Below are 24,081 nucleotides of genomic sequence, written 5' to 3'. Positions count from 1 at the left end.
TAATGAAGCGATGAGTCCTGCTCACGCCGCTTCGGCGACAAGCAGCGCCTTGAGCTTCACTGACGGATTCGCGAGTTCTTCGGCCGAGATGCGGGCATTGCGGCCAATCAGCATTTGCGCAATCCGGATATCGCGGCCGACCGCCCGGCCGATACCGCTCGCCGCGACCAGTGATCCGTCCGCCGACAGATGAAACAGCAACAGCGTGTCGGCCGTTTCACGCATGACGGTCTCACGACCGAACGCAGGAAGCCCTGCGATCTGAATCGACAACTCATACTGATCGGACCAGAACCACGGCACCTCGCGGTAACGAAGGTTTTCACCGAGCATGTTGCGCGCGGCAATGCGGCCTTGATCCTCAGCGTTCTTCCAGCATTCGAGGCGCACACGGCAGCCATACAACGGATGCGGGAACGAGCAGGCATCGCCCGCGGCGAAGATGGCGGAATCGCTGGTGCACAGGCGGTCGTCGACCACGATACCGTCCGCGACGTCGAGTCCCGCGGCCTGCGCTAACGCCGTACGGGGCGCGGCGCCGATGCCGACCACAACCGTGTCGCAGCGGATGACTTCTCCGTCGGCGAAACGAACCCCTTCAGCGGCACGCTCACCCACGATAGCGGTCAACTGCGCCCCAAAGCGGAACTGCACGCCGGCGTCGCGGTGCCGCGCTTCGATACGTGCAGCGATTTCCGGCGGCACAGCGCGCATCAGCAGACGCTCGCCCGCTTCGATGACCGTGACACCGCAGCCGGCAGCGATAGCACTTGCCGCCACTTCGAGCCCGATAAAGCCGCCGCCGATGATCGCAACATGTTGTCCGTGGTGGAGCCGCACCGCAAGATCGCGGGCATCGCCGACGGTGCGCAGTGTGACCACGCCAGGCAATTCCGACCCAGGGATGCTCAACAATCTGGGCGACGCACCGGTCGCGATCAGCAGTCGGCTATAGCCGATGCGCTCACCGTTATCGAGTAGAACTGCGCGGTCCGCACGATCGATTTCGACCGCATTGGCAGCAAGCTTCAGATCGATCGCATGATCGGCAAAGAAGGTAGCGCCGAAGAGCGCACAATCATCGGGTGATTTTTCCTTAAGCAGCACCGCCTTGGAGAGCGGCGGCCGGTCGTAGGGTGCATGCGGTTCGCCGGCAATGAGCGTAATCGGCCCATCAAAACCCGCCTCGCGCAGTTCGGCGCTGGCGCGGGCGCCCGCCAGGCCGGCTCCGACTATGACCATGTGTGCGTCGCCTGCCATGATCACTCCGTCGTCGGCACGCCGATCAGGACCGCATCGCCTTCGATGCGCACCGGATGCGTTTTCAGCTGTTGACAGACCGGCGCGCAAAGCGGCTTGCCGGTCGCAATATCGAAGCGCCCCTGATGCCGCGGACATTCGATCGCGTTACCCAATACGAAGCCGTCGGCAAGATGGGCTTTCTCATGCGTACACCAGCCATCGGATGCGTAGAACTTGCCGTCGACGCGATAGACGGCGAAGGTTGCATTGCCGTGATCGAAGCGCACGACGTCTTCTTCATCGATGTCGCCGGTCTGACAGGCGACGACCCACTCACGTTGATCCACCATTTCAGATACTCCCGGTTGCGGACGTTTTTCAGGTTGCCGAGCGCATCGGCTCGCGATGCGGGACGTGGCGACGGATAAAGTGAGAGCGATCGCGTCTCTGACGGATCAAGGTCGGAATCATCTCTTTGTAGACCGACCAGAGGCCCGGATACGCGGGCGGCGTCTCCGCCTTGATCGCGTCGTGCAGTTCCGGCAGCGCGTGGTACGGCACCATCGGCAGCAGGTGATGCTCAATGTGGTACTGCATGTTCATGTAGAGGAACGCGAACACGGGATTGATGTAGACGGTGCGTGTGTTGAGCCGATGGTCGGCAACATTCATGGCCATGCCGGCGTGTTGCGTGAGGCCGAGCGTCTGGTGAAACCAGCCGCAGTAAAAACGCGGCGTCCACACGAACATCAGCGGCAGAACGCTTTGAATCACGAAGCACCAGCCGATCACCGCCGCGATGACGATGACGTAGAAACGGCTGATCCAGATCATTTTGCGGCGCTCCATCGCCGGTACGAAGTCGGCGACTTCCGGGCTGATCGATCCGCATGCATGGCGCACGGTCTTGACGATCTCGGTGGTGCCGCCAATCAGATAGAAGAAATCCAGCAGGATCGTGACGAGTTGCGGCGGACGGCATACCTGAATCTCGGGGTCGCGCCCGACCATGATCGTATGCGTGTGATGCCGCGCGTGACTCCAGCGCCAGAGCGTCGCCTCGCGGATCGTCATGAAAGAACAGAGCTGGTAGAAAACCTGATTCAGCCATGGCGTCTTGAACGGCGTGCCGTGTGCGAGTTCATGCCAGCGCGCGTCGCTCGAACAGTAGATCGTGCCGTAGACGAAAAACGCCGGAATCGCCCACCACGTGCCCCACGCATAGAAGGCCGCCGCGCCCGATGCGAGCAGCAACGCGATCCACAGGCCGAAATTCTTCAGGCCTTCAGCGTCGCTGCGCTTCATCAGTTGCTTGAGTGTCTGGCGTGGAATGTCGGGGCGATACCAGTTCTCTTCGGTATGCGCGGCGGATGCACCTCGCCCGGTGACACCGGCGTTTGCGAGGCTGCCCGTGCATGGCATGTTCAAAGGTGAGTTCGACACCTGTGTCTCCTTTCTTTTTCAGATCCGCGTCTCCCGGCTGTCCCGAAGGTCGCGAAGGTCGCGAGCGCGGCGAAGCGATGACTGAAAGATAAGGGACCGCCCTACGCCTCTCAACGAAAAGATTGACGTTTTTTCGTCAATCCCCTAGCGTTAAAAAAGCACGGAATAATGCTGCGCCGCGCCATTCGCACGAGCGCAGCACAGACAACACAGAACAAAACCGATAAGTGAAACGGAGACAACGACATGACCGACGCCGCCAAGCCGTTACGGCGCAAGCGCACGGCACGCTTTATCGAAATTGCGGAAGCGGCGGGCGTGAGTCCGGCAACCGTCGACCGGGTCCTCAATGAACGCGGCAGCGTGTCGGCCGCGACTCGCGCGCGCGTCGTGGCGGCGGCCCGGCAATTGGCCGTGCCGCGCGTGCTGCCCGATACGCGGCACGGACTGATGCATGTGGACGTGCTCCTGCCGCAAAACAGCACGCCTTTCTTTGGCCGTCTGAATCTCGCCCTGCAACGCTCGATGCAAATGCTGGACAAGCGGGTCGTGATTCACCGATCGATCCTTCCTGAAGCCGATGACGACGTGATTACCGAGGCCATCCTTCATCCGCGCTACAAACGATCGGGTTTGATCGTGACGACTCACGACACGCCGCGCGTGCGTGATGCATTGCGCACCGTGATCGAACGCGGCGAACCGGTCGTCACGATGGTCACCGACGTCCGCGACGTGGCGCGCTTGCATTACGCCGGCATCGACAACCTGTGTGCCGGACGCACTGCGGGCTACTTCGTCGGCCGGCTTGCAAGACGGTCTGGACGGGTGCTGCTGCTGTGCAGCCGCAAGGACTATCGCGCGCATATCGACCGGATCGGCGGTTGCCGGGCACAGCTCGCTGAATCCTTTCCTGAACTTGTCTGCGATAGCTCGGAGGTGGAAACCGAGGATGACCCGGACAGGTGTTATCGCGCTGTCGTCAGCGCACTGAAGCGGGGCGATCTGGTGGGCATCTACAACAGCGGGTATGGCTCACCCGGAATCGAAGCCGCGTTACGCAAGTTCGGTGCTACCGGGCAGGTCGTATGGGTGAGCCATGAAATGCTGGACTTGCATCGCAAATGCATCGAGGAACAAACGATGGACATCGCCATCGACCAGGACCCCGATGGACAGGTGATATCCGCACTGCAGCACGTGCTGCATGCGTGCGGGGTGGTCGAGGATGCGCCCCCGCCAGGACCGGTAGAGTTCCGGATATTCTGCCCGGCGAATGTGAGGCGCACGGCATATCTGCCTTCGCTTCCGGACTGAAGACGTCGACGGCGCGAACGCCACGCCCGTCGCCAGTTTGCAGAAGCGGCGGCGGCCGGACGCCGTCGGCCTGTGCCTGGTAACGCGTCAGTTGAAGCGCAGGGCGGGGGACGCCCCGGCCATCGTCGGCAACTGTCCGAGCGTTGAACGCGATAGGGTCGTAATGGGCGGTGATGACGCGAACAAGCAAACAGGCGGCGTGACGCCTCCGTTAGACGAAGGCCGATAACGCGCGCCGGGCCGCCGCATTGTGGAGACGAACGCGAATATCAGGGCCGCGGCGCCGAAGGAAACGCTGCAGGATCGGGCCGCCGCCAAGCCGGGGCCACGGGCAGCGAGCATAGTCCACACGAAACAAATGTAATCGTCTGTTAATGCCGCGTGCCGCAGCCCTGTTTTGACGACAGAAGCGCCCTTCCGTTTTGGTACGATCCCACCTTTTCCGCCAGCTCTCCGCCATCGTGCATCGTCGATATGTATCCTTGTTTCGTGAGCATTGCGCACGGTGGCTCGCCCGCATCCAATCGCTGGCCGCCGTCAGCACGATAGCCAGACTCGTTTTCAGCAGCGCGCTGCGCCGCCTTCGCCACCCGACGCGACGCGGCATCGCGCTGGCGCTCGCCGCGTTGCCGGCGCTGTTCCTCGCGTACGTGCTTGCGCTCGTGCCGTTTACGCCGGGCATCGGCGACATCCGCAAAGCCCGCGTCGATCGGCCAGCATTGATCGTGTCGTCCGACGGCAAACGGCTCGAGGAGTTCAAGCCGGTCAATCGCGAGTGGGTGTCGCTCAAGCAGATCTCGCCGTACATGGTGGAGGCATTGATCGCGACCGAAGACCGACGCTTCTACGAGCATCACGGCCTCGACTGGAAGCGCACCGCAGCGGCCGCGTTGCATACGTTCTCCGGCGACCGGCAAGGCGGCTCGACGATCACGCAGCAGCTCGCGCGCAACCTGTATCCCGACGAAATTGGCCGCGCGCCGACCCTCACGCGCAAACTCAGGGAAGCGATCACGGCGTACAAAATCGAAGCCGTGTACAGCAAGGATCAGATCCTCGAGACGTACCTGAACACCGTGCCGTTCCTGTACAACGCCTACGGCGTGGAAATGGCCGCACGCACCTACTTTGGCAAATCGGCCGATCAGCTCGACATCCTCGAAAGCGCGACGCTCGTCGGCATGCTGAAGGCCAACAGTGCCTACAACCCTGTGCTCAATCCCGAGCGCGCGTTGCAGCGGCGAAACACAGTGCTCGGGCAGATGAACAAGTATGGGAAGCTCGAGCCCGACGCCTACAGCTGGTTAAAGCGCCAACCGCTCAACGTCGATTTCGAGTTGCAGACCGCGCCGCCGGGCGCCGCGCCGCATTTCTCGGCGCAGTTGCGCAAGTGGCTGATCGCGTGGGCCGATCGCAACGGCTACAACATCTATAGCGACGGGCTCGTCGTGCGCACGACCATCGATTCCCGTCTGCAGACGATGGCGACGCAGGCAATGGACTGGCAGACGAACCAGTTGCAACGGATCGCGAACGACGCATGGAACGAACGCACGGGCTGCTGGCCGGGCAACGACCTGTTCCAGACATTCATCCGGCAGACGCCCGACTACCACGCCGTACGCGATGCTGGTCAATCGGATCAGGCCGCGCTCAGGCAGCTCGGCACGAACCCCACGTTCGTCCGCGCGCTCTGCCGGAGCAAGACGCAGATCCAGGCGGGTTTTGTCGCGATCGATCCGCGCAACGGAGATATCAAGGCATGGGTCGGCAGCCGCGACTTCAGCAACGAACCGTTCGATCACGTGCAGCAGGCGCGGCGTCAGCCGGGTTCGACGTTCAAGCCGTTCGTCTACGGCGCGGCCTTTGCGGACGGCGCGCGGCCGAGCGATACGATCGTCGACCGGAACGTCGCCATTGCGCTGACCGGCCATGCGATCTGGCGGCCGACCGACGCGGAACCGCCCACGGACCGACCGATGACGCTGCGCGACGCGCTCGTGTATTCGCGCAACCGCGTCACCGCTCAGCTCATGCAAAAAGAACGCCCCGAGAAGGTCGCACAGCTCGCGCGCGCGATGGGCGTGCGCGAGAGTCCGCTCGAAGCGGTGCCGTCGCTCGCGCTCGGCACGAGCCCAGTCACACTCAAGGAAATGGTGTCGGCGTACAGCACGATCGCGAACCGCGGCGCCTATATCGAACCGCGCATGGTCACGCGCATCGAGGATCACGACGGCAAGGTGCTTGCCGAATTCGCGAGCGCGTCGCCGGAACAGGCGCTGCCCGCCGGCGCAGCGCAAACGCTCGTAGACGTCATGCGCGACGTCGTGAGCCGGGGCACCGGCGCGGGCATCCGGACGCGCTTCGGGATTCGCGCCGACGTGGCTGGCAAGACGGGCACGACGCAGGACAACACGGATAGCTGGTTCATCCTGATGCATCCGCAACTGGTCGCGGGCGCATGGGTGGGTTTCGACGATGGGCGCGTGACGCTTGGCAACGACTATTGGGGCGAGGGCGCGCACAGTGCCTTGCCGATGGTGGGCGCGTTCTACGACATGGCGCTGCGCGCGAGAGTCATTGATCCGGATGCGCAGTTCGACCCCGAGACCCGGTCACCTCGCACGGTCCATGCGCGACGGCATCGACACTTCCTCTTCTGGAGGTTCTGATGTCGCCGCTGGCAGACGCGACACTCGCATTCGCCGGTGCCGCTGACGCAGCATCTCACTACGACCTCGCAATATAGGCACTACTTCTCATATCGCCCCTGCTCGTCCCTTGATCCTTACCGCGACAAAGCCACTTGTCGTCCCACTGCGTATTTCTTGTTCCGTTCCCGGGACGCGAGAGGTCAAGTCGGTGACGGTTCGCGGTCGCATTCAGGCGCGTGTGTCACCGACCTCTTTGGTTCGAAACAAGGAGGTGGGCGATCGCGCCGGAGAGCGGCAATCCTCGGTATTTTTCCAGCCAGAAGAACTCGCCTACCGGGTTGACCTCCAGAAAGACGTGATGACCATCGGGGGTGAGGATGAAATCTGCTGCGCCATAGTTGAGGCCCAAGAACCGCATGAGATGCAGAAGTCGTTCCTCGACCTTGGCCGGAAGCTGATACGGTTCCCATTGATCGATGAGTCCAAAGCCATCACGGCGCCAATCGATACGGGATTTTTCCGAACGCTGGGAATCGATGGCGGCGGTAAACACCCGGTCAGCGACGATTGTGGTCCTGAGTTCCAGGGCCTTGGGAACGTGCTCTTGAAAGGTGGCCGGGCAGTAACTGAGATCGGTGAGGTGTTCAAGGTCCTTGGTTTGGACAGAGTTGGTAAAGACCACCTTCTGTTCGCCTCGTTCATAGATGGCAAACGAGGACAAGGTTTTCATGACGATTCCCTGGCTGCATTCGCGTGCGAACAGACGCACCGCTTCTGGCTCATTGGTGATCACGGTGCGTGGAATCTCCAGTCCGACCTCTCTGGCGATCTTTAACTGGAGCTGTTTGTTCTCGGCGCGGCGCAGACGGTAGACGGGATCAAGATGAAAGGCGTCGAGGCTGGCGATCATACCCTGCACCACGGCTCGCGATTCATCGATCGCGGCCCGTCTCAGTTGCGGGTCCATCGTCTCAGGGATGCGCTGACCGATGGCCACGCGCCGGTACCATACAGCGGATACGGTGCCGAGGTCCAGTTCGTAGCGGTCGCATGTGAGCACCAGCTGTTCCTGGTCGCCGCTGTACCGGTTGCTAAGTTGAACGTTGGTGGGAAATTCATCGGTATCGAACCGATAGGCGATGCCACCTTGTTCCGCTACGGCATCCATCACCAGCGGAATACTCTCGTTGTCGTTGCTATGGGTGATAATCAGAATCACCGGCCGTCGATGCCGATCGGACATACTGTAGGCCCGCCGCTAAAGGATTAACTTTGCCTCGGATGCTCAACTAACACCGGAGCAGTTGACTGGATCATGTGGCCGACGCGAGAACATCGCGCCGGCCACTTAACGCCAGGTTCTATCTCGCCACGGATTCATAGAGACTAGCGGGGGACGTGGGCGACTTCCCCGTCTGAGGGATACGCCATCGTCACCGGGTGTGGCGTGAGAGAGTTATTCTGAACGGGAGCAAGCCCACTCCGGAGCAGTGCCTGAATATCGGGCAACTCCCCGATCGGCACGCCCTCCTGGTCGGAAGGGGCGGCCATCGTCACGGCTGAGCCGCCGCGTAGAGCTTTCATCTCCTCCCCAGTGAGTTCCCTGGAGAACTGACCTTCCAGAAAATGCGCGAAAAACGGGACCGGTGACAGATCTTTGATTTTGACGTCAGACATGGTTGCTTACCTCGCTAAAAAGTTTGTGGGCTTTGAATGAGGCGCACGCCGCCTCCTCATTCAAGTAATCGCAACCAGCGTGCCAGTGGCCTGCGCGCTCTCCCAGCCGGAGCGTAACCACCTGTGGCGACGGGAAATTCCACGATGGATCGCGATCAAGGCTGAAGTGCCTGGAGCCGGTTCAGCCGAGTAATCGCCGGATAAACGCCAACGTGTGTCCGTGGTTTGTTGGCCATTGGCCAACAGCTCATTCCGAACCTGAACGAGCGCGCGAGCCGAAGTTGAAAAATTCGCCGCGACACCTCGTTCTATCAGACGAATAACCCCGAAGAGCCGTACCCGGACCGAAACCATCAGGCGATCCGCGTTGCGTCGCGCGAGGCTCGCCGGGGTCGGTCATTCGGCCGTCACATCACGCGGCCGCTTCAAGGGGGCGACATGTCTGCCATCAACGTATTGATCGTTGCCGACGGCAACCGTTTCACTTTCGATCCGACCAGCACCACCACCGAAGGCGTCTTCACGATCAACGCCTTCATTGGTGCGCTTCAGGCGAGCACCGATCCGGTCTTCACCGTTGCCAAGGCACACCGCCGAGGCGCCACCAACCATGAGCAGCACGTGACGATTCCCGGCAATTTCACGTTCACGCCTGCGGACCTCACGAGCTACGACGTGATGTGCCTGTTCGGCGACGAAGGCTACAACGACGGCGGCCTCGAGCCGGGCTCGTCGCCTCTCATGCCCGACGAACTGATTGCGATCGCCGATTTCATGGAAAGCGGTGGCGGGGTTTTCGCAGTCGGCGACCATGACGGCCTCGGCGCGTACATGTGCGGCGACATCCCGCGCGTGCGCACCATGCGCAAGTGGTACGAGGCAGAACATCCGCGCGCGGGTTTTCCCTCCAATTGGTCGACGGGCGGCATTGTCGGAGGCGAAACGCGCCTCTTGCCGAGGACCGATACGCTGCGCCCGGACAGTGCCGACGGCAAGTTCTACTTCTACGGCCAGTCGGACCCCACGCCACAGCCGATCACCGCGATTGCGCCCGTGCATCCCGTCTTGCAGGGACCGAGCGGCACGATCACGCAGTTCCCCGATCACATGCACGAAGGCGAAGCGATCACGGCGCCAGCGGCATTTCTCACCGGTCCCCAGATCACGTACAACGGCGCGACGCTCGGCACGCGCAGCTTCACCGAGTACCCGAACGTCGCCGGCCATCAGGAGACGCCGCGCGTCGTCGCGACGGTCACGGAGATTCCGGGCCACACGACCGTCGGTCAGGGCGGTGCATACACGAGCGTGGCGACCGACACTCCGCCCAAGACGATCGGCGCGATCAGCGCATACGACGGCTACAACGCCGGGGTCGGACGCGTGCTGACCGGCTCCACGTTCCATCACTATATGGACATCAACGTGACCGGCGATCCGACGAGCGCGAGCACGACCCCCGGCGTCGGCCCGACAAACTCGAACTTGGGGCTGCCGCCCGACGCGCTCAACGGCATGCTCGCGTACTACGTGAACGCGGTGATGTGGCTCTCACGCCTGGCGAAGACCTGCTCGTTGTGGGTGGACAAGAGCACCTTCGGCGTCGACGAAGTCGAGGAAACGAAGACTTACGGCGATGCGTTCTGGGTCGTGCTGGACGGGTTCTCGCCGAGCGAGCTGGGCAGCACCGTACCGACGTTTTCGGGCGCGTTCGCAGGCATCGTCGGCGCGAGTGGCATCATTGCCGGCACACCCGTGTTCGAGAACATGGCCGCCCAGTGGATGCCACAACGTATCCTGATTCCGTGCACGATCAAGTTCCCCGCGTCCGCACTGAGCGCGTTCCCGACCGGATCGGCCGGCCCATTCTTCGAATTGCTCCAGGCGAATATCCTGCTTGGCGGTACGAGCTATTCGGCGCAGGCCGACATCGAACTGGTCGCGGGGGCCGACCCGTATTTCAACAACGTCGATCCCACGCAGGACAACGTCTTCTGGCTCAGCCAGGACTTGCGTGTGTTTACCCTGACCGCGGGGACCAATCCGCCGTCCGTTGCCGGTGCAACGCTGTCGACCGCCAACCCGACGATGCTCGATGCAAACGCCGGATACGCATTCGTCCAGCAGCTCATCACCAACCTGAACTCTGGCTACAGCGACCCGGGCGGCACCGACCCATTCGCCTCGGTTCTGCCGAACCAGAGCGGTGCGCTGACGGGCGACTCGTCCGTCACGCCGCACGATGCGTCGGGCAACATCAACTACAACTTCGCGGTGGCGCGCGTGCGCCTCTCCGGCGGCCCGACGGGCTCGACGGCGTCCAACGTGCGCGTGTTTTTCCGGATGTTCCTGACCCAGTCGAACGACACCGACTTCCAGCCGACCACCACCTATGCGAGCAACCCGGACGCGCAGGGCCGTCCGGGGTCGCCGGTGTCCGACGCGGCGACCGATACGATTCCGTTCTTCGCCACCGGCAACTATCCGTCCATCAACGACTACGCCGGCCTCAACGTCAACAACCGCCCGGTGAGCGCAGGCGCGGGCGGCCACGTATGGGCCTATTTCGGCTGCTTCCTGAACGTGTACGACACGAACAACGTCGTCAACAACCAGTCCGTTCCGTCGCGGCTGATGGGCACGCACCATTGCATCGTCGCCGAGATCGCCTACGACGGCGCGCCGATCGTCAACACGAACGGCGTTACGATGAGCCCCGAGAACTCCGACAAGCTCGCTCAGCGCAACCTGCAGGTGACGGCCTCCGACAATCCCGGCGCAAGCGCGACGCACCGCATCCCGCAGACGTTCGACCTGCGCCCGAGCCGCCCCGTGTTGGCAGGCTCGAGCGAACTGCTCGACCTGCCCGACGAGCTGATGATCGACTGGGGCAATACGCCCGTCGGCAGCACGGCGAGCATCTACTGGCCACAGGTCGATGCGGCGAAGGTACTCAAGCTGGCGACGCGGATGTATCCCGTGCACCAGTTGTCGGCGAGCGACGCCCACACACTGCAATGTCCGGTGACGGCGGGCGCGACCTATGTGCCGATTCCCCCGGGTGCCGGGCAGAACTTCGCGGGGCTCTTCACGGTGGATCTGCCGCCTACCGTCGTAAAGGGACAGGCGTTCAGGATCGTCGTGCGGCGCGTGTCCACGCGGCAGGTCAGCGAGCGGACCGTCAACGCGCAACAACCGGGCACCCGCGCGCGCGTCGGTGTCAACGGCGATGGCAGAGACAAAGCGATGCTCAATTGGCGCTACGTCGTCGGCACCTTCCAGGTGACGATCCCGGTCTCGACGCACGACGTGCTGCTCGAGCCTGAAGAGAACACGCTCGCGATCATGAAGTGGCGCCTCAGCCAGACGGCGCCATCCGACCGGTGGTATCCGGTGCTGCAACGCTATATCTCGTACCTGGCGGGGCGAGTGAACGGACTGGGCGGGAACGCGGGCTCGATCGAACCTTCGCCGCTCGGCGTGCCACCCAAGCCGGCTCACGTCCACGTCGAGCACACGCGCGAATTTACCGGCAAGGTCTCTTCAATCGGCTACGATCGCTTCGGAGACTTCGACGGCTTCCGGCTCCTTTCCGAGGACGGCTGCGAGCATACGTTCCGAAGCTGCGAGCACGCCGTCGAAGACGTGGTCCGGTGTGCGTGGCGCGAGCGCGACGTCATCACGGTAATCGTGCATCGCCACGAACTGCATGTTCCGGTATCGATCGTTCTGCGGCGCGCGCCGCGGTTGCACTAACGCTCGCAACGGGTCGCCGGTCCGCTTCGCATCGCGGCGCTCGGCGGCCCTCCGTTCGTCAACACACTGCACATGGGCGCTGGTTTGCTCGCGCGTCACACTCACCCCCTATCAAGGACGCGCTCTCGACGATGCCCATCGGAATCCAGTTTGAACGTGGCTACGGCGCTGCTCAGCAGCACGGCCTGTTGCTCGAGCGACTGTGCAGCGGCACTGGCCTCTTCGACGAGCGCGGCGTTTTGCTGCGTCGTTGTATCCATCTGCACGACTGCCTTGCTGACTTCTTCGATGCCTCGGCTTTGCTCCTGAGCGGATTCGTATATTTCGATCATCAGTTCGCTCACTGACGTCACCGACGACAAGACGTCGGTCATAGTACGGCCCGCACGCTCGGCGAGCGCCGAGCCTTCGGCGATCTTTCCAACCGTGCCATCGATCAATTGTCTGATTTCCTTCGCTGCCTGGGCGCTGCGCTGGGCGAGGCTTCTGACTTCGCTCGCGACCACGGCGAACCCTCGCCCCAGCTCGCCCGCCCGCGCGGCCTCCACAGCAGCGTTCAAGGCAAGAATGTTCGTCTGGAATGCGATGCTGTCGATCAAGCCCACGATCTCAGCAATCTTGCTGGAATGAACCGAAATGCCCTGCATGGTTCTGACAACGTCGTCGACGACCTGTCCGCCAGCGGACGCCGTCTGCGATGCTTTCGACGCCTGCCTGCTCGCCTTGTCAGCATTCTCCGCGTTTTGTTTCACCGTGGAGGTCAATTGCTTCATGCGTGCCGCCGTAACCTCGAGCGAGGCAGCCTGGTGCTCGGTGCGGCGCGACAGATCCGCACTACCGGACGCTATTTCCTGAGCGCCGCAGTTGATTGACTCGGTGCTCGTCCGCACACTTCGCACGGTCTGAACCAGCGCCTCCTGCATCGTCTTCAGGTCGGCGAGCAGCGCCCCCATTTCGTTGCGGTGCTGAATCAGCACCTCTCCGCTCAAGTTGCCGGACGCGATGCGCCGCAGGTGCTCCATGATCTGCGCAACGGGACGGACCACAATTCCGACCAGCATTGCCCGCGCGAAGATGCCGATCGCAAGCGCCGCGAGCGCCGTTCCTGCAAGCATCGCAACCATCATCCGGAAGCGCGTCTGAGCTTGTGCATAGCGCGTGTGCTGGCCGTTAATGACGGCATTCTCATTCTCCTTCATCGTGCGCTGGTAGGCATCGACGGACGCTTGGGTTTCTTTGCCTTGCAGTTCCTTGAAGCGACCGAAGTTCATGTGCTCGAGCGCCTCCAATTCCGGCAGCACCGCCTTGTCGATGACCGCGCGACGTTGTGTCTTCAACTGCGTGGCGGGCTGTGATTCCGCATATTGGGACTGCAACGAAAGGAAACTGGAGAACTGGCGATCCGATTCGCGAATATCCAGGCGTGCCGCGTCGAGCAGTGCGGGTTCGGGATCCCCTAACCCGTATAGCGCATGGTAGCTATCGAGCGAAACGCGAGCGCGCTGAAGCAGTGCATCGCTGGTCTTGAGCGCGAGCAAAGCACTCGTATCGGTTTCGTACATTTCACGTAGCGCGTCATTGCCTAGCTTCAGCGCCCCGATACCTGCAATGCTCTCGACGGCGAGAATCGTGACGAATACTGCGATCACGAGCGTCAAACCCGCGCGAATGGTCAAACCTTTGAACATGCTCGCCCCGTTATGTAGCGACCTGGCGAATCGTGCGACAAAGTGTGTAACTCGGCCAGGATCGTTTACCGCACCTGCAATAATGCGGTGAGTTCTTGTTGTGAATAAACAAGTCCGTGATATCCGACCCCAGTCGACACCACGGCCAGAGCGCCATGCCCGATCCCCTACTGCTCTGTCTGCCTCGCTAGCACGCCAGTCTGGTAAACCGTCACCTGACGATACGGGACCTCGCTCGTCGCTATGACCGCACGACTGTCCGGCATGTTGATCTGGTTCGGAAACCCGCCTGCCTCCAGACAAAAGCCGGCGTGGTTTCGATAGGGCACACCAGCTCGTCCCTGTGCTCCGCCAAGCCGGTTTCCGCTGTAAAACTGCAACCCGGCCTGGTCGGTCGATACGGTCAGCATGCGTCGGCTTTCCGGGTCGACGACTGTTGCTACCGGGCGCACCCGCGATGATTCCACGAGTCCGGGGCCCAACGTATTCGTCGGTATGTCTGCCCCGTCACGCAGCACGTAACAGTGGTCGAAACCCTGAGCGAGCTCCAGCTGGGGATGGCGAACATCGAGCCTCGAACCAATGGAAGCTTCGTGCCGAAAATCGAACGGCCCGCCGTCCACCGGTGCGCACTGGCGAGGGATAAGCGCTGCGTCGACCTCAAAATAGGCGTCCGACTGTATCTTCATCCGGTGTGCGCGGATGTCGCAACCTGGCCGGGCCGCGAGGTTGAAGTACGGGTGACTCGTAAGGTTAACCGGGGTTGCACGATCCGTGAGTGCCACGTATTCAATCGCCAGTGCATTATCGTCACTCAATGTATAGCGGACCTGCACCTGCAGGTTGCCTGGAAACCCGCCGTCGCCATCAGGAGAATCGAGCTGCATGATGACCGAGTCACCATCCTGTTCGGACTCCCACAGGATCTGGTGAAATCCGTTAGCCCCGCCATGCAGCAGATTCTGACCTTCGTTCGGAATCAGCGGATATTCGACACCGTCCAGATTGAACCTTGCTGCCTCAATCCTGTTGGCCCATCGACCGACAAGCGCGCCCATATACGCGCCGGACGCCTGATACTCACCGGGTGTGTCATGACCTAAGAGGATCTCGCCTGGAAGGCCGTCCCCGTCCGGCGCTATCCACGAGACAAGCGCCGCACCCAGATCACTAATCCGGACACTCACACCGTTCGTATTCGTGAGCGTAAACGTCCGTACGGTCCTCCCATCGGGCAACGTACCCCAGGAGGCAACCTTCACCCTCCCAGCCCCATTCATCTTGTTCGACAGCACAGACCGTCACCTCCGCAAAAACATATTCGAGAACACGACCGCCTCAATCACCGCCCCACTGCCTTTACGAGCCGCGTCCGTCCAGCACAACTTCGTTGCGTGCCACGTGGCACGCCGTGCGCATCGCGCGAACCGTCCCCGCGCAAGGTCGCCCAAGGAGGCGTCCAATCACTGTCGTACAGTTTTTGCCAGCGATCCCAGACGTTCCGCAGTGAAACTGAAGCGGCGAGACAGTCTTTCGCCGGCAGCGAGCATCGTCAGGCCATTTGCCCCGCCCCTCCCTGGAAGAGACACTGCACCAGGCCGGCCGTCACCCGGCTGGAAGCAGAAGAAGCTCCCCTGACGTGGTGTATGGAGCGCGTAGTTGGCAGTGTTCGCGGAAATTGTCAGCGAGAACTGGCGCGTGGGCCACTCCACGAGCGCGCGGCCGCCCCAACCGGTAAACACGTGATTGACCAGCGACCGCGGCAGCGGATAGGTCACACCGAATTGCCAGGCGGGCGGGGTCGGAACGTGCCGCGGCGCCTCCCACTCATCCCTCGCGAGCCACAGGCCGCTAGCCGGCGCGCACAGTCCGGTATCTGCATCACGTACCAGAAATGGACGAATGCCGATCCCGAACGGTAGTGTTCTACGCCCCCTGTTTTCGATCTCGATCGTCACCGTCAGCGTCGGTCCGTCGATCTGATACGCCTGAGTGGCGTGATACGGTTTCCGCAAGGTGCCTGCGGTTCTCAGCCGCACGCACCTCGCGTCCGCCGATTCAATTTCCCAATGCTCCGGAGCACGACCATCACCGACCGGGACCCGATTCTCCGCGCAATCGCACCGTGGTCCCGATAGACACCCCGCAAGGCACGACTGCCGTTCATCCAAACAAAAAGGAGTTGAAAATAGGGGATGACATGCGAGTTGCCTGGTATCCACACCCGACGTAGCCGCCGAAGGCGCGAGAAACACAGGCACCCACATACCACGATCATTCCAGTCAAACCGGGTAGCGCCGCCAACCACGCCTGATACAACGTCAAGCTTCAGATAGGCGTTAGCCAGTGTCACACTGTGGCCGACATTCACAGCCCCGTTTGATCTGCCGTCGCCCCTCCGTGCGATGTCCATAACGGCTGAAGCAACCGAATCGACCTCGCGGGGATCTACCATGTACATACCCCACTCCCTCCAGACAAAATGCCTGTCAGTTGTCCGTTTCATCCTGCATCTGGACGACTTTCAGTTCGCTGGTTATGCGCTCGTGATCGCGCAACTTCCATCGAAACTGCAATCTAACGAGTACCCGGTTGTTGTCTCACGTCACCGCCTCACCCACTGCGGGGTCAAGCCGCTCACACCATCGTCACGAAATCGGCCTCGTCACCAACGCCCGCTGGCGGTGCCCGTTTGCCAGGAGGCACTCCCTGCTTCGCGTCGAGCCCTGTACCCCCTGAGCGTCGACGCACCGCGTGCCGCTCGATAATCCGCTGCAGCAGGCAGAACACACACAGCAGCGCGCCGATTACGATGCGCGTCCACCACGAACTCAGCGTGCCATCGAACGTGATCAACGTCTGGATCGTGCCGAGTATGCCGACACCGAACAACGAGCCGATCACATAGCCGACGCCGCCGGTCAACAACGTGCCGCCAATCACGGTCGCGGCGATCGCGTCCAGCTCCATCCCCTGCGCCTGCAGCCCGTAGCCAGACAGCACGTACAACGTGAACACGACACCGGCGAGCGCCGAGCACAGGCCGCTCAGCGCGTACACGGCAACCTTCGTACGCGCGACCGGCAGCCCCATCAGCAGGGCCGAGCGCTCACTGCCTCCGAGCGCATATACGTTGCGCCCGAAGCGCGTGAAGTGTGCAACATAGATCGCGGCGGCGAGCGTCGCGAGCGCCATCAGCGCGCCCGCGTTGAGCGAGCCGCCGCCGATCGGCATGCTCAGGCCGGCAATCGCATGGAACGTCGGTTCGTTAATCGTGATCGATTGCGTCGTGATCAGGAAGCATGCGCCGCGCGCAAGGAACATGCCGGCAAGCGTCACGATGAATGGCTGCAGGCGGAAGAAGTGGATCAGCGCGCCCATCGCCGCTCCATAGAGCGCACCGAACATCAGCACGAGCGGCACGATTACCCAAATGGGCCAATGCAGCCGTTCAGCGCCGACCGCACAGAGGATCGTCGTCAGTGCGACCACCGCCCCAACCGACAGGTCGATACCGCCAGACACGATCACGAACGTCATGCCGATGGCGACGATCAACAGGAACGCGTTGTCGACGAACAGACCGGTCAGCACCTGCATCGAGAAAAAGCCGGTGTACATCACCGAGCCGAAGCCGAACAGCGCAGCAAACAGCACGATTGTCACGACGATCGGCAAAGTACGCGGGTCGGCCAACCGACCAATCAGCTTGCTCATGAGTTTGTCATTCCGGTGGTTGCGCGGGACCGCGCGGAAGAGAAAATTCGCATTAGCTGTTTGACGAGCAACGCGCGAGCTGCCTCGGACTGGATCACGCTGACCACCACGACGACGATGGCTTTCACGACAAGCGTCGCCTCCGGCGGCACGCCGATCGAGTACGTCGTATAGGTCAGCGTCTGGATGATCAGCGCGCCGAGCACCGTGCCAGCCAGGCTGAAGCGGCCGCCTAGCAGTGAGGTGCCGCCGAGCGTCACCGCGAGAATCGCGTCGAGCTCGAGCAGCAGTCCCGCATTGTTGCCGTCTGCGCTGCGCACGTTTGAGCTCGCGATGATCCCGGCAATCGCCGCCATCAGCCCGCAGAAGACATAGACGCTGAACACGATCGCAGTGGAGCGCAAGCCGACCAAACGGGTCGCGACCGGATTCACGCCAATGGAGCGGATGAAGAGTCCGAGCGCGGTGCGGTTCACGAGCAGCGCGCTCGCCGCCGTCACGGCGATCGCAATCCACACCGAGCACGGCAGCGTCGCGAGATAGCCGTCGCCGAGCTTCAGGTAGCCCGGCGCGTCGATCGGGATAATCTGCCCGCCCGTCAGCAACTGTGCGATGCCGCGCCCGGCGACCATCAGAATCAGCGTCGCGATGATCGGCTGCATGCCGACGAACGCAACCAGCAATCCATTCCACATGCCCGCCAGCAGCCCTACGCCGGCTGCCGCGAGCAGCGCCTCGCCAACGTGGGACGGATCCGCTTCCAGAACGATGGAAGCCGCCGCGCCAGCAATCGCAACGGTCGCGCCGACCGAGATATCGATGCCGCGCGTCGCGATCACAAGCGTCATGCCGAGCGATACGATCACGAGCGGCGCCGCCCGATTCAGGATGTCGATCGGTGCGCCGAACAGGTGGCCGTCGAGGATCGTGATCGACAGGAAGCTGGCCCGATGCGCGAGGTCGAGCGCGAATAGCAGCACGAGCGTGAGCGCCGGCCAGATCAACTGATGACGAAGCAATGCCTGAATCCGTCTCATGACTGGCCTCCGGCGATGAGTCGATACACCTGATCTTCCGACAGTTTCTCGCCAGAGACCTCCGCAACCTTGCGCCGATCGCGCAGCACGGCGACCCGGTGGCTCACGCGCACCACCTCGCTCATCTCCGAAGAGATGAACAGGATCGCAAGCCCCTTCGCGCACAGCGAAAGCACGCGATCCATGATGTCGAACTTCGCGGCTACGTCGATGCCTCGCGTCGGTTCATCGAGAATCAACAGCTTCGGCTCGGTCGCCAGCCAACGCGCAAGCAGCACCTTTTGCTGATTGCCGCCTGAAAGCAGGCCGATCGGCTGCTCGGCGTCGCGCGCCTTGATGCCAAGGCGCGCGATGTAGTCGTCGGCAATCTCGCGTTGCCGCGCCCGGCTCAGCATGCGCCACCAGCCGCGCCGCGCCTGCAGCGCGAGAATGATGTTCTCGCGGATCGACAGCGCAGCAACGATGCCCTCCTTCTTGCGATCTTCAGGACAATACGCGATGCCGTGCCGCACGGCATCGCGTGGCGAAGCGAGCTTCACGCTCTGTCCGTCGACCAGCATCGTGCCGGCGTCCGAGCGCTCCGCACCGAACACGAGCCGCGCCGTCTCGGTGCGGCCCGAACCGAGCAGCCCCGCGAGCCCGAGAATCTGCCCCGGACGCACATCGAGATCGACCGGGTTCATCAGACCGCGCCGGCCCACGCCCTGCATCGACAGGAAAGGTGCCGCGCGATTGTCCTCGCGGGCGACGTCCGAGGCGCCATTCTTCAGCCTCTCTCGCATCCGCTCATGGCCCGTCATCTTTGCTACGAGCAGCTCGACGGGTAGGTCCTTCGCGAGATATTCACCTTCGCGCTCGCCGTTGCGCATCACCGTGATGCGATCGGACACAGCGTAGGTTTGCTCAAGAAAATGCGTCACGAACAGGATCGCCATGCCCGACGCCTTCAGTTGCCGCAACACGGCAAAGAGGCGCGCAACCTCGCCGTCGTCGAGGCTCGAGGTCGGTTCGTCGAGAATCAGCACGCGTGCATCCACCGACACCGCCCGCGCGATCGCGACCATCTGCTGCACCGCGATCGGATAAGCGTCGAGCGAGCGCGTGACATCGAGGGAAAGGTCCAGGTCCGCGAGCGCTTCACGGGCGCGCGCGTTGATTGCCTTCCAGTCGATCGCACCGCGCCTCTTCGGCTGCCGGCCGGCGAAGATATTCTCCGCGACCGACAGGTTCGGACACAGGTTCACTTCCTGATAGAGCGTCTGGATGCCTGCGGCTTCGGCCTCGAGCGGGGCCGCGAAGCGCACGGTCTCGCCACCGAGCCGGATCTCGCCGGAATCGTGCCCGAACACGCCGGTCAGCACGTTGATCAGCGTCGACTTTCCCGCGCCGTTCTGACCCATCAGGGTATGAATCTCGCCGGGAAAGAGGCGAAAATTCACCTGCTGCAGCGCCTTGACGCCTGGAAACGTCTTGTCGATGCCGATAATCTCAAGAATGGGTGCGTGGATCATGGGCGAATGGGACATGAAGACCGTCCCGTCAAAGTGGTCGAAGACACGGCCCGGGCGGTGCGCGCCGAGCCGCGGAGCACGGGGTACCGACGGCGGCCTGTGTCAATACTTGCGGGTCGGCAGGATCTGCGCCGCAACGTTCATCGGAAAAACGGTCTCGTTTGTCACGATGCGCTTCGGCACCTGCTTGCCCGCGACGACGTCCTTCACCGCAGCCATCAACTGCGGCCCAAGCAGCGGGCTGCATTCGACGTCCACATTGATCTTGCCCGCGACCATCGCCTGGAAACCACCCTTCGTCGCGTCGAAGGAGACGACGCTCACGTCCTTGCCCGGCTTGATGCCCGCTTCCTCCATGGCCTGGATCGCGCCGAGCGCCATGTCGTCGTTGTGCGCGTAGACGACATTGATCTGTTTGCTGTAAGTCTTGGCGAACGCTTCCATCACCTGCTTGCCGCCTGCAAGCGTGAAATCGCCGCTCTGCGATGCGATGATCTTGAACTTCGGATCGTTCTTGATCACCTCAATCAGGCCCGCGTGACGGTCGTTGGCCGGCGCAGAGCCGACTGTGCCCTGCAGCTCGACGATATTGACGGGTCCCGCATCGCTCTTGTAGCGTTCTTCGAGCCAGCGGCCAGCGCGCCGTCCTTCCTCGATGAAGTCGGATCCGATCACCGTCACGTAGAGCGAAGTGTCCTTCACGTCGACCGCGCGGTCAGTCAGAATCACGGGAATGTGCGCGGCCTTCGCCTCGGCCAGCACCGGCTCCCAGCCAGACTCGACGACCGGCGAGAACGCGATCACGTTGACCTTCTGCGCGATGAACGAGCGGATCGCCTTGATCTGGTTTTCCTGCTTCTGCTGCGCATCTGAGAACTTGAGGTTGATGCCCGCCTCTTTCGCGGCGGTCTTTACCGACGCAGTATCGGCCGTGCGCCATGCGCTCTCTGCGCCGACCTGCGAAAACCCGAGCGTGATCTGCTTTTCCTGCGCCGATGCGTTGACACCTGCTGCCAGCGTTAGCGTCGTGCCGATCAGCGTGCCGATTGCGAGCTTCCCGATAAGTCTCATGTTGTGTCTCCGATTTTTGGTTGGTTTCTTTTTAGCGCCGTGCCACACGTGATAACGCTCGCGCTTCAGCGTGAAACTATTCCCGACAGCGCCCCTTCAAGGCTGATTTGCGGCATGCCTGAAGCAGGACGGTGTTCTGCAAGGCTGGAATCGAGCAAGGGTTTGTATCCGTCTATTTCCTCCTCCATGAAGCCACTTATTATTCGTATAACCACCTGTTTCGTGAGCGACTTCGTCGCGCTCGGCTGCCAGCCCGCTGGTCAGACTGCTCGCTTGCTGCGACGGAACTGATCGAACAGCACCGCGAGCAGCAGGATGCCGCCGCGAATCAGGTATTGGTAAAAGGTCGGCACATTCAGCAGGCTCATGGCATCCTGCACGGAGCCCATGATCAGTACGCCGACCAGCACGCCGGAAATCGTCGCGACGCCGCCCGTCAGCGAGACGCCGCCGAGCACGCACGCGGAAATCACACCGAGTTCAAGACCGACCGAGGTTTTCGGATCGCCGAGGCTCATGCGCGAGGCGAGCATGACGCCGGCAAAACCGGTGACGAGCCCCTGCAGCACGAACACGGTGATCTTGATCCGCGTGACCGGCAGGCCCGCGAGCAGCGCCGCCTCGCTATTGCCGCCGACGGCCAGCACGTTCTTGCCGAACACGGTCTTTTTCAGTAGAAAGCCGAACAGCACGAAGCCGACGATGTTGCTCCAGATCGGATACGAAATGCCGAGGAACGAGCCGCCGCCCAGGTCGAAGAAACGCTCTTCCGAGATCATCACCGCGTCGCCGTTGGACGTGATGAAGGCGAGGCCACGTACCACCTCCATCATCGCGAGCGTGACGATCAGCGAGTTGATCTTGTAGCGCGCGACCAGCACGCCGTTCACGAGCCCGACCGCGCCACCCGCCAGCACGCCGGCGGCAACGCCGAGCAGCACGCTATGCGTCGCGGTGATCAGGGTGGAGGCGACCACGCCCGCGAAAGCGACGATCGACGCGACCGACAGATCCACTTCGCCCAACGCGAGCACGAACATCATCGTGACTGAGATGGAGCCGATCAGCGTGACCGACAGCAGAAGCCCCTGGATATTGCGCGAGCTGATGAAGTCCGGCACCGTGAACGACAGAACGGCGAACAGGATGATGAACACCATCACGATGCCGGACTTGTTGACCAGGTCCCAGGTGCGCGCGGCGCGTGCGCTGATACCGTTGGAGACGGCCGGCGAGCTGCCCGGATCGGAGGAGCTTGATTGCGTTTGCATGTTGTCTATTTCCTTGAGGCCTTTTACAAAACCAACTTCCTGTTCAGTTGCGTGGTACGAAATACCGTAGCGCATTAGCGCGGCAGAGCGAGCTTGATCAATGCGTCGGGCGTGGCGTGCGCCTTCGGCAGATCACCGACAATGCGGCCTTCCTTCATCACGAGCACACGATCCGCTACGCCGATCACTTCAGCCAGATCGCTCGACACGACGATCACCGTGCGGCCCGCTTCGGCAAGTCCATACAGCAGGCCGTAAATCTCGCTGCGCGCGCCGACGTCGATACCGCGCGTGGGTTCGTCCATCAGGAATACGTCGATCTCTTCCGCGAGCCAGCGCGACAGAATCACCTTCTGCTGATTGCCGCCGGAGAGCGTGCCGATCGGCGTCTCGCCGTTGCGCGTCTTGATCGCAAGCTTGGCGATGAAGTCCTTCGCGGTCTGCGCTTCCTTGCGGCCGTTGAGCACGCTGAAGCGGCTGAAGTGGCGCCGGCAACTGATGTTGAGGTTGTCCGAGACGGAGGCGATCGACACGATGCCTTCCTGCTTGCGGTCCTCGGGACATAAGGCGACGCCCGCGCGCACCGCATCGCGCGGCGTGGCAAAGCGCACACGCTTGCCCTTGAGCGTGATCTCGCCGCCAGCGGGCCTCACCGCGCCGTAGATCAGCTTCATCAACTCGGAGCGGCCCGCGCCCACGAGTCCGAAGAAGCCGACAATCTCGCCGGCGCGTGCGGAGAACGACGCGGGTTCTCTCAGGCCCGGTCCCATCAATTCCTTGACCTCGAGCTGCACGTCGCCAGTTGCACGCGGACGATAGCCGTACACGTCCGCAATCGAACGGCCCACCATGCTACTGATCAGACGGTCGCGATCGAGTCCTTCACCCGCTTCGAACGTATCGATGTGGCGGCCATCGCGAAACACCGTCACGCGATCGCACAGTTCGTAGACTTCGTCCATCCGATGCGTCACGTAGATGATCGCGCGGCCCTCGGCCTTCAGCGCGCGAATGATCCGGAACAGTTGCGTGGTCTCGCGCGCGGAAAGCGAACTGGTCGGCTCGTCGAACGCAATCACGCGTGCGTCGCGCATCAGGGCCTTGCCGATTTCGATCATCTGCCGCTGCCCGATCGACAGATTTTTCACCTGTTGCGACGGATCGATCTTCTCGCCGAGTCGTTCGAGTTCGCGAATGGCGCGTGCAACCAGCGTTTTTTCGTCCAGCACGCCGAAACGATTGGGCAGGGCGCCGAGCATCAGGTTTTCCGCAACCGTCAGTTCCGGCACCAGATGCAGTTCCTGATAGATGATCGCGACGCCGGCCGCGATGGCCGCCTTGGTGGTGACGAACTGCTGCTCGACGCCATCGAGCGACAAGGTGCCCGCCGCCGGCTGGTTCACGCCGGAGAGCACCTTGAGCAGCGTCGATTTGCCCGCGCCGTTTTCACCCATCAGGCCATGTACTTCGCCGCGGCGCACATCGAGTGACACCTGATCGAGCGCCAACACGCCCGGAAAGCGTACGGTAATGCCGTCGAGCTGCAGATACGCCCGAGTATCGGCGGACGCCGGCGCGAAGGATGCACGCGCCTGGTTGTATTGTGAAACCGTCATCGAATGCCTTTTGCAGATGGACACGTCTGCGGGCCACACCGCGAACACCTCGCCTGAGAAACCGCTATCAGGCAACGGTC

General features: G+C 62.3%; 17 protein-coding genes. 3 read left to right on the top strand and 14 right to left on the bottom strand.

Features of this window, described 5'->3' with window-relative positions; translation table 11 throughout:
• Positions 1–21 precede the first annotated feature (21 nt).
• From DLM46_RS09585 to DLM46_RS09575, 3 genes are read right to left on the bottom strand one after another with little or no spacing between them, the layout of a single operon-like run.
• Complete coding sequence (locus DLM46_RS09585) at positions 22–1,260, bottom strand: NAD(P)/FAD-dependent oxidoreductase (protein ID WP_165847941.1); 1,239 nt, start codon at positions 1,258–1,260, stop codon at positions 22–24.
• Between the two features lie 2 nt (positions 1,261–1,262).
• Entirely contained in the window at positions 1,263–1,592 is a 330-nt protein-coding gene (locus tag DLM46_RS09580; RefSeq protein ID WP_115100524.1) for a non-heme iron oxygenase ferredoxin subunit, read from the bottom strand.
• Positions 1,593–1,620: 28 nt separating this feature from the next.
• Positions 1,621–2,685: a fatty acid desaturase gene (locus DLM46_RS09575; RefSeq protein WP_244306019.1), complete on the bottom strand. Its 1,065-nt coding sequence runs from the start codon at positions 2,683–2,685 to the stop codon at positions 1,621–1,623.
• A 246-nt stretch (positions 2,686–2,931) separates the two neighbouring features.
• Between DLM46_RS09575 and DLM46_RS09570 the strand changes: the two genes are divergently transcribed.
• Together DLM46_RS09570 and DLM46_RS09565 are read left to right on the top strand one after the other, a co-directional pair.
• Positions 2,932–4,002 (top strand): LacI family DNA-binding transcriptional regulator, encoded by a 1,071-nt coding sequence (locus DLM46_RS09570; RefSeq protein ID WP_115100522.1) that lies wholly within the window; start codon positions 2,932–2,934, stop codon positions 4,000–4,002.
• A gap of 482 nt (positions 4,003–4,484) precedes the next feature.
• Positions 4,485–6,674 (top strand): penicillin-binding protein 1A, encoded by a 2,190-nt coding sequence (locus DLM46_RS09565; RefSeq protein WP_244306016.1) that lies wholly within the window; start codon positions 4,485–4,487, stop codon positions 6,672–6,674.
• A 223-nt stretch (positions 6,675–6,897) separates the two neighbouring features.
• Here the strand turns inward: DLM46_RS09565 and DLM46_RS09560 are convergent, their stop codons facing one another.
• The gene (locus tag DLM46_RS09560) at positions 6,898–7,875 is read right to left on the bottom strand and encodes an MvdD family ATP-grasp ribosomal peptide maturase (protein ID WP_208866255.1); all 978 of its coding nucleotides are present in this window, start codon (positions 7,873–7,875) and stop codon (positions 6,898–6,900) included.
• A 167-nt stretch (positions 7,876–8,042) separates the two neighbouring features.
• Positions 8,043–8,333, bottom strand: a complete 291-nt coding sequence (locus DLM46_RS09555) for a microviridin/marinostatin family tricyclic proteinase inhibitor (protein ID WP_115100519.1) — start codon at positions 8,331–8,333, stop codon at positions 8,043–8,045.
• A gap of 438 nt (positions 8,334–8,771) precedes the next feature.
• Here DLM46_RS09555 and DLM46_RS09550 point away from each other — a divergent pair, with 438 nt between their 5' ends.
• Positions 8,772–12,089 carry a hypothetical protein gene (locus tag DLM46_RS09550; protein ID WP_115100518.1) on the top strand — a complete coding sequence of 1,106 codons (3,318 nt, stop codon included), beginning with the start codon at positions 8,772–8,774 and terminating at the stop codon, positions 12,087–12,089.
• A 101-nt stretch (positions 12,090–12,190) separates the two neighbouring features.
• Here the strand turns inward: DLM46_RS09550 and DLM46_RS09545 are convergent, their stop codons facing one another.
• From DLM46_RS09545 to araG, 9 genes are all read right to left on the bottom strand, one after another.
• On the bottom strand, positions 12,191–13,777 hold the full coding sequence (locus DLM46_RS09545) for a methyl-accepting chemotaxis protein (RefSeq protein WP_115100517.1): 1,587 nt from the start codon (positions 13,775–13,777) through the stop codon (positions 12,191–12,193).
• 167 nt (positions 13,778–13,944) lie between these two features.
• Positions 13,945–15,057 carry an aldose epimerase family protein gene (locus DLM46_RS40145; protein WP_115100516.1) on the bottom strand — a complete coding sequence of 371 codons (1,113 nt, stop codon included), beginning with the start codon at positions 15,055–15,057 and terminating at the stop codon, positions 13,945–13,947.
• Positions 15,058–15,240: 183 nt separating this feature from the next.
• Complete coding sequence (locus tag DLM46_RS09535) at positions 15,241–15,792, bottom strand: aldose epimerase family protein (protein WP_208866254.1); 552 nt, start codon at positions 15,790–15,792, stop codon at positions 15,241–15,243.
• A 623-nt stretch (positions 15,793–16,415) separates the two neighbouring features.
• Positions 16,416–17,495: a galactofuranose ABC transporter, permease protein YjfF gene (gene yjfF, locus DLM46_RS09530; protein ID WP_115100514.1), complete on the bottom strand. Its 1,080-nt coding sequence runs from the start codon at positions 17,493–17,495 to the stop codon at positions 16,416–16,418.
• Positions 17,492–18,532 (bottom strand): ABC transporter permease, encoded by a 1,041-nt coding sequence (locus DLM46_RS09525; RefSeq protein WP_115100513.1) that lies wholly within the window; start codon positions 18,530–18,532, stop codon positions 17,492–17,494. Before DLM46_RS09525 ends, yjfF begins: the two co-directional genes overlap by 4 nt.
• Entirely contained in the window at positions 18,529–20,043 is a 1,515-nt protein-coding gene (locus DLM46_RS09520; protein WP_115100512.1) for a sugar ABC transporter ATP-binding protein, read from the bottom strand. The genes DLM46_RS09525 and DLM46_RS09520 overlap by 4 nt, the downstream gene beginning before the upstream one ends.
• A gap of 102 nt (positions 20,044–20,145) precedes the next feature.
• Complete coding sequence (locus DLM46_RS09515) at positions 20,146–21,114, bottom strand: ABC transporter substrate-binding protein (RefSeq protein ID WP_115100511.1); 969 nt, start codon at positions 21,112–21,114, stop codon at positions 20,146–20,148.
• 260 nt (positions 21,115–21,374) lie between these two features.
• Positions 21,375–22,385, bottom strand: a complete 1,011-nt coding sequence (araH, locus tag DLM46_RS09510; protein ID WP_115100627.1) for an L-arabinose ABC transporter permease AraH — start codon at positions 22,383–22,385, stop codon at positions 21,375–21,377.
• 74 nt (positions 22,386–22,459) lie between these two features.
• The gene (gene araG, locus DLM46_RS09505) at positions 22,460–24,001 is read right to left on the bottom strand and encodes an L-arabinose ABC transporter ATP-binding protein AraG (protein WP_115100510.1); all 1,542 of its coding nucleotides are present in this window, start codon (positions 23,999–24,001) and stop codon (positions 22,460–22,462) included.
• Between the last annotated feature and the right edge of the window lie 80 nt (positions 24,002–24,081).

Source organism: Paraburkholderia lacunae (genome assembly GCF_003353175.1).
Lineage (GTDB): Bacteria > Pseudomonadota > Gammaproteobacteria > Burkholderiales > Burkholderiaceae > Paraburkholderia > Paraburkholderia lacunae.
The sequence above is the reverse complement of the archived record's forward strand: the minus strand, read 5'-3'. Positions and strand labels throughout refer to the sequence as shown.

Bases quoted from the DNA above. Each gene is read 5' to 3' on its own strand.
- DLM46_RS09570 (WP_115100522.1), top strand. From the start codon at position 2,932: ATGACCGACGCCGCCAAGCCGTTACGGCGCAAGCGCACGGCACGCTTT.
- DLM46_RS09580 (WP_115100524.1), bottom strand. From the start codon at position 1,592: ATGGTGGATCAACGTGAGTGGGTCGTCGCCTGTCAGACCGGCGACATC.
- yjfF (WP_115100514.1), bottom strand. From the start codon at position 17,495: ATGAGCAAGCTGATTGGTCGGTTGGCCGACCCGCGTACTTTGCCGATC.
- DLM46_RS09550 (WP_115100518.1), top strand. From the start codon at position 8,772: ATGTCTGCCATCAACGTATTGATCGTTGCCGACGGCAACCGTTTCACT.
- araG (WP_115100510.1), bottom strand. From the start codon at position 24,001: ATGACGGTTTCACAATACAACCAGGCGCGTGCATCCTTCGCGCCGGCG.
- DLM46_RS09515 (WP_115100511.1), bottom strand. From the start codon at position 21,114: ATGAGACTTATCGGGAAGCTCGCAATCGGCACGCTGATCGGCACGACG.
- araH (WP_115100627.1), bottom strand. From the start codon at position 22,385: ATGCAAACGCAATCAAGCTCCTCCGATCCGGGCAGCTCGCCGGCCGTC.
- DLM46_RS40145 (WP_115100516.1), bottom strand. From the start codon at position 15,057: ATGAATGGGGCTGGGAGGGTGAAGGTTGCCTCCTGGGGTACGTTGCCC.
- DLM46_RS09555 (WP_115100519.1), bottom strand. From the start codon at position 8,333: ATGTCTGACGTCAAAATCAAAGATCTGTCACCGGTCCCGTTTTTCGCG.
- DLM46_RS09585 (WP_165847941.1), bottom strand. From the start codon at position 1,260: ATGGCAGGCGACGCACACATGGTCATAGTCGGAGCCGGCCTGGCGGGC.
- DLM46_RS09520 (WP_115100512.1), bottom strand. From the start codon at position 20,043: ATGATCCACGCACCCATTCTTGAGATTATCGGCATCGACAAGACGTTT.
- DLM46_RS09525 (WP_115100513.1), bottom strand. From the start codon at position 18,532: ATGAGACGGATTCAGGCATTGCTTCGTCATCAGTTGATCTGGCCGGCG.
- DLM46_RS09545 (WP_115100517.1), bottom strand. From the start codon at position 13,777: ATGTTCAAAGGTTTGACCATTCGCGCGGGTTTGACGCTCGTGATCGCA.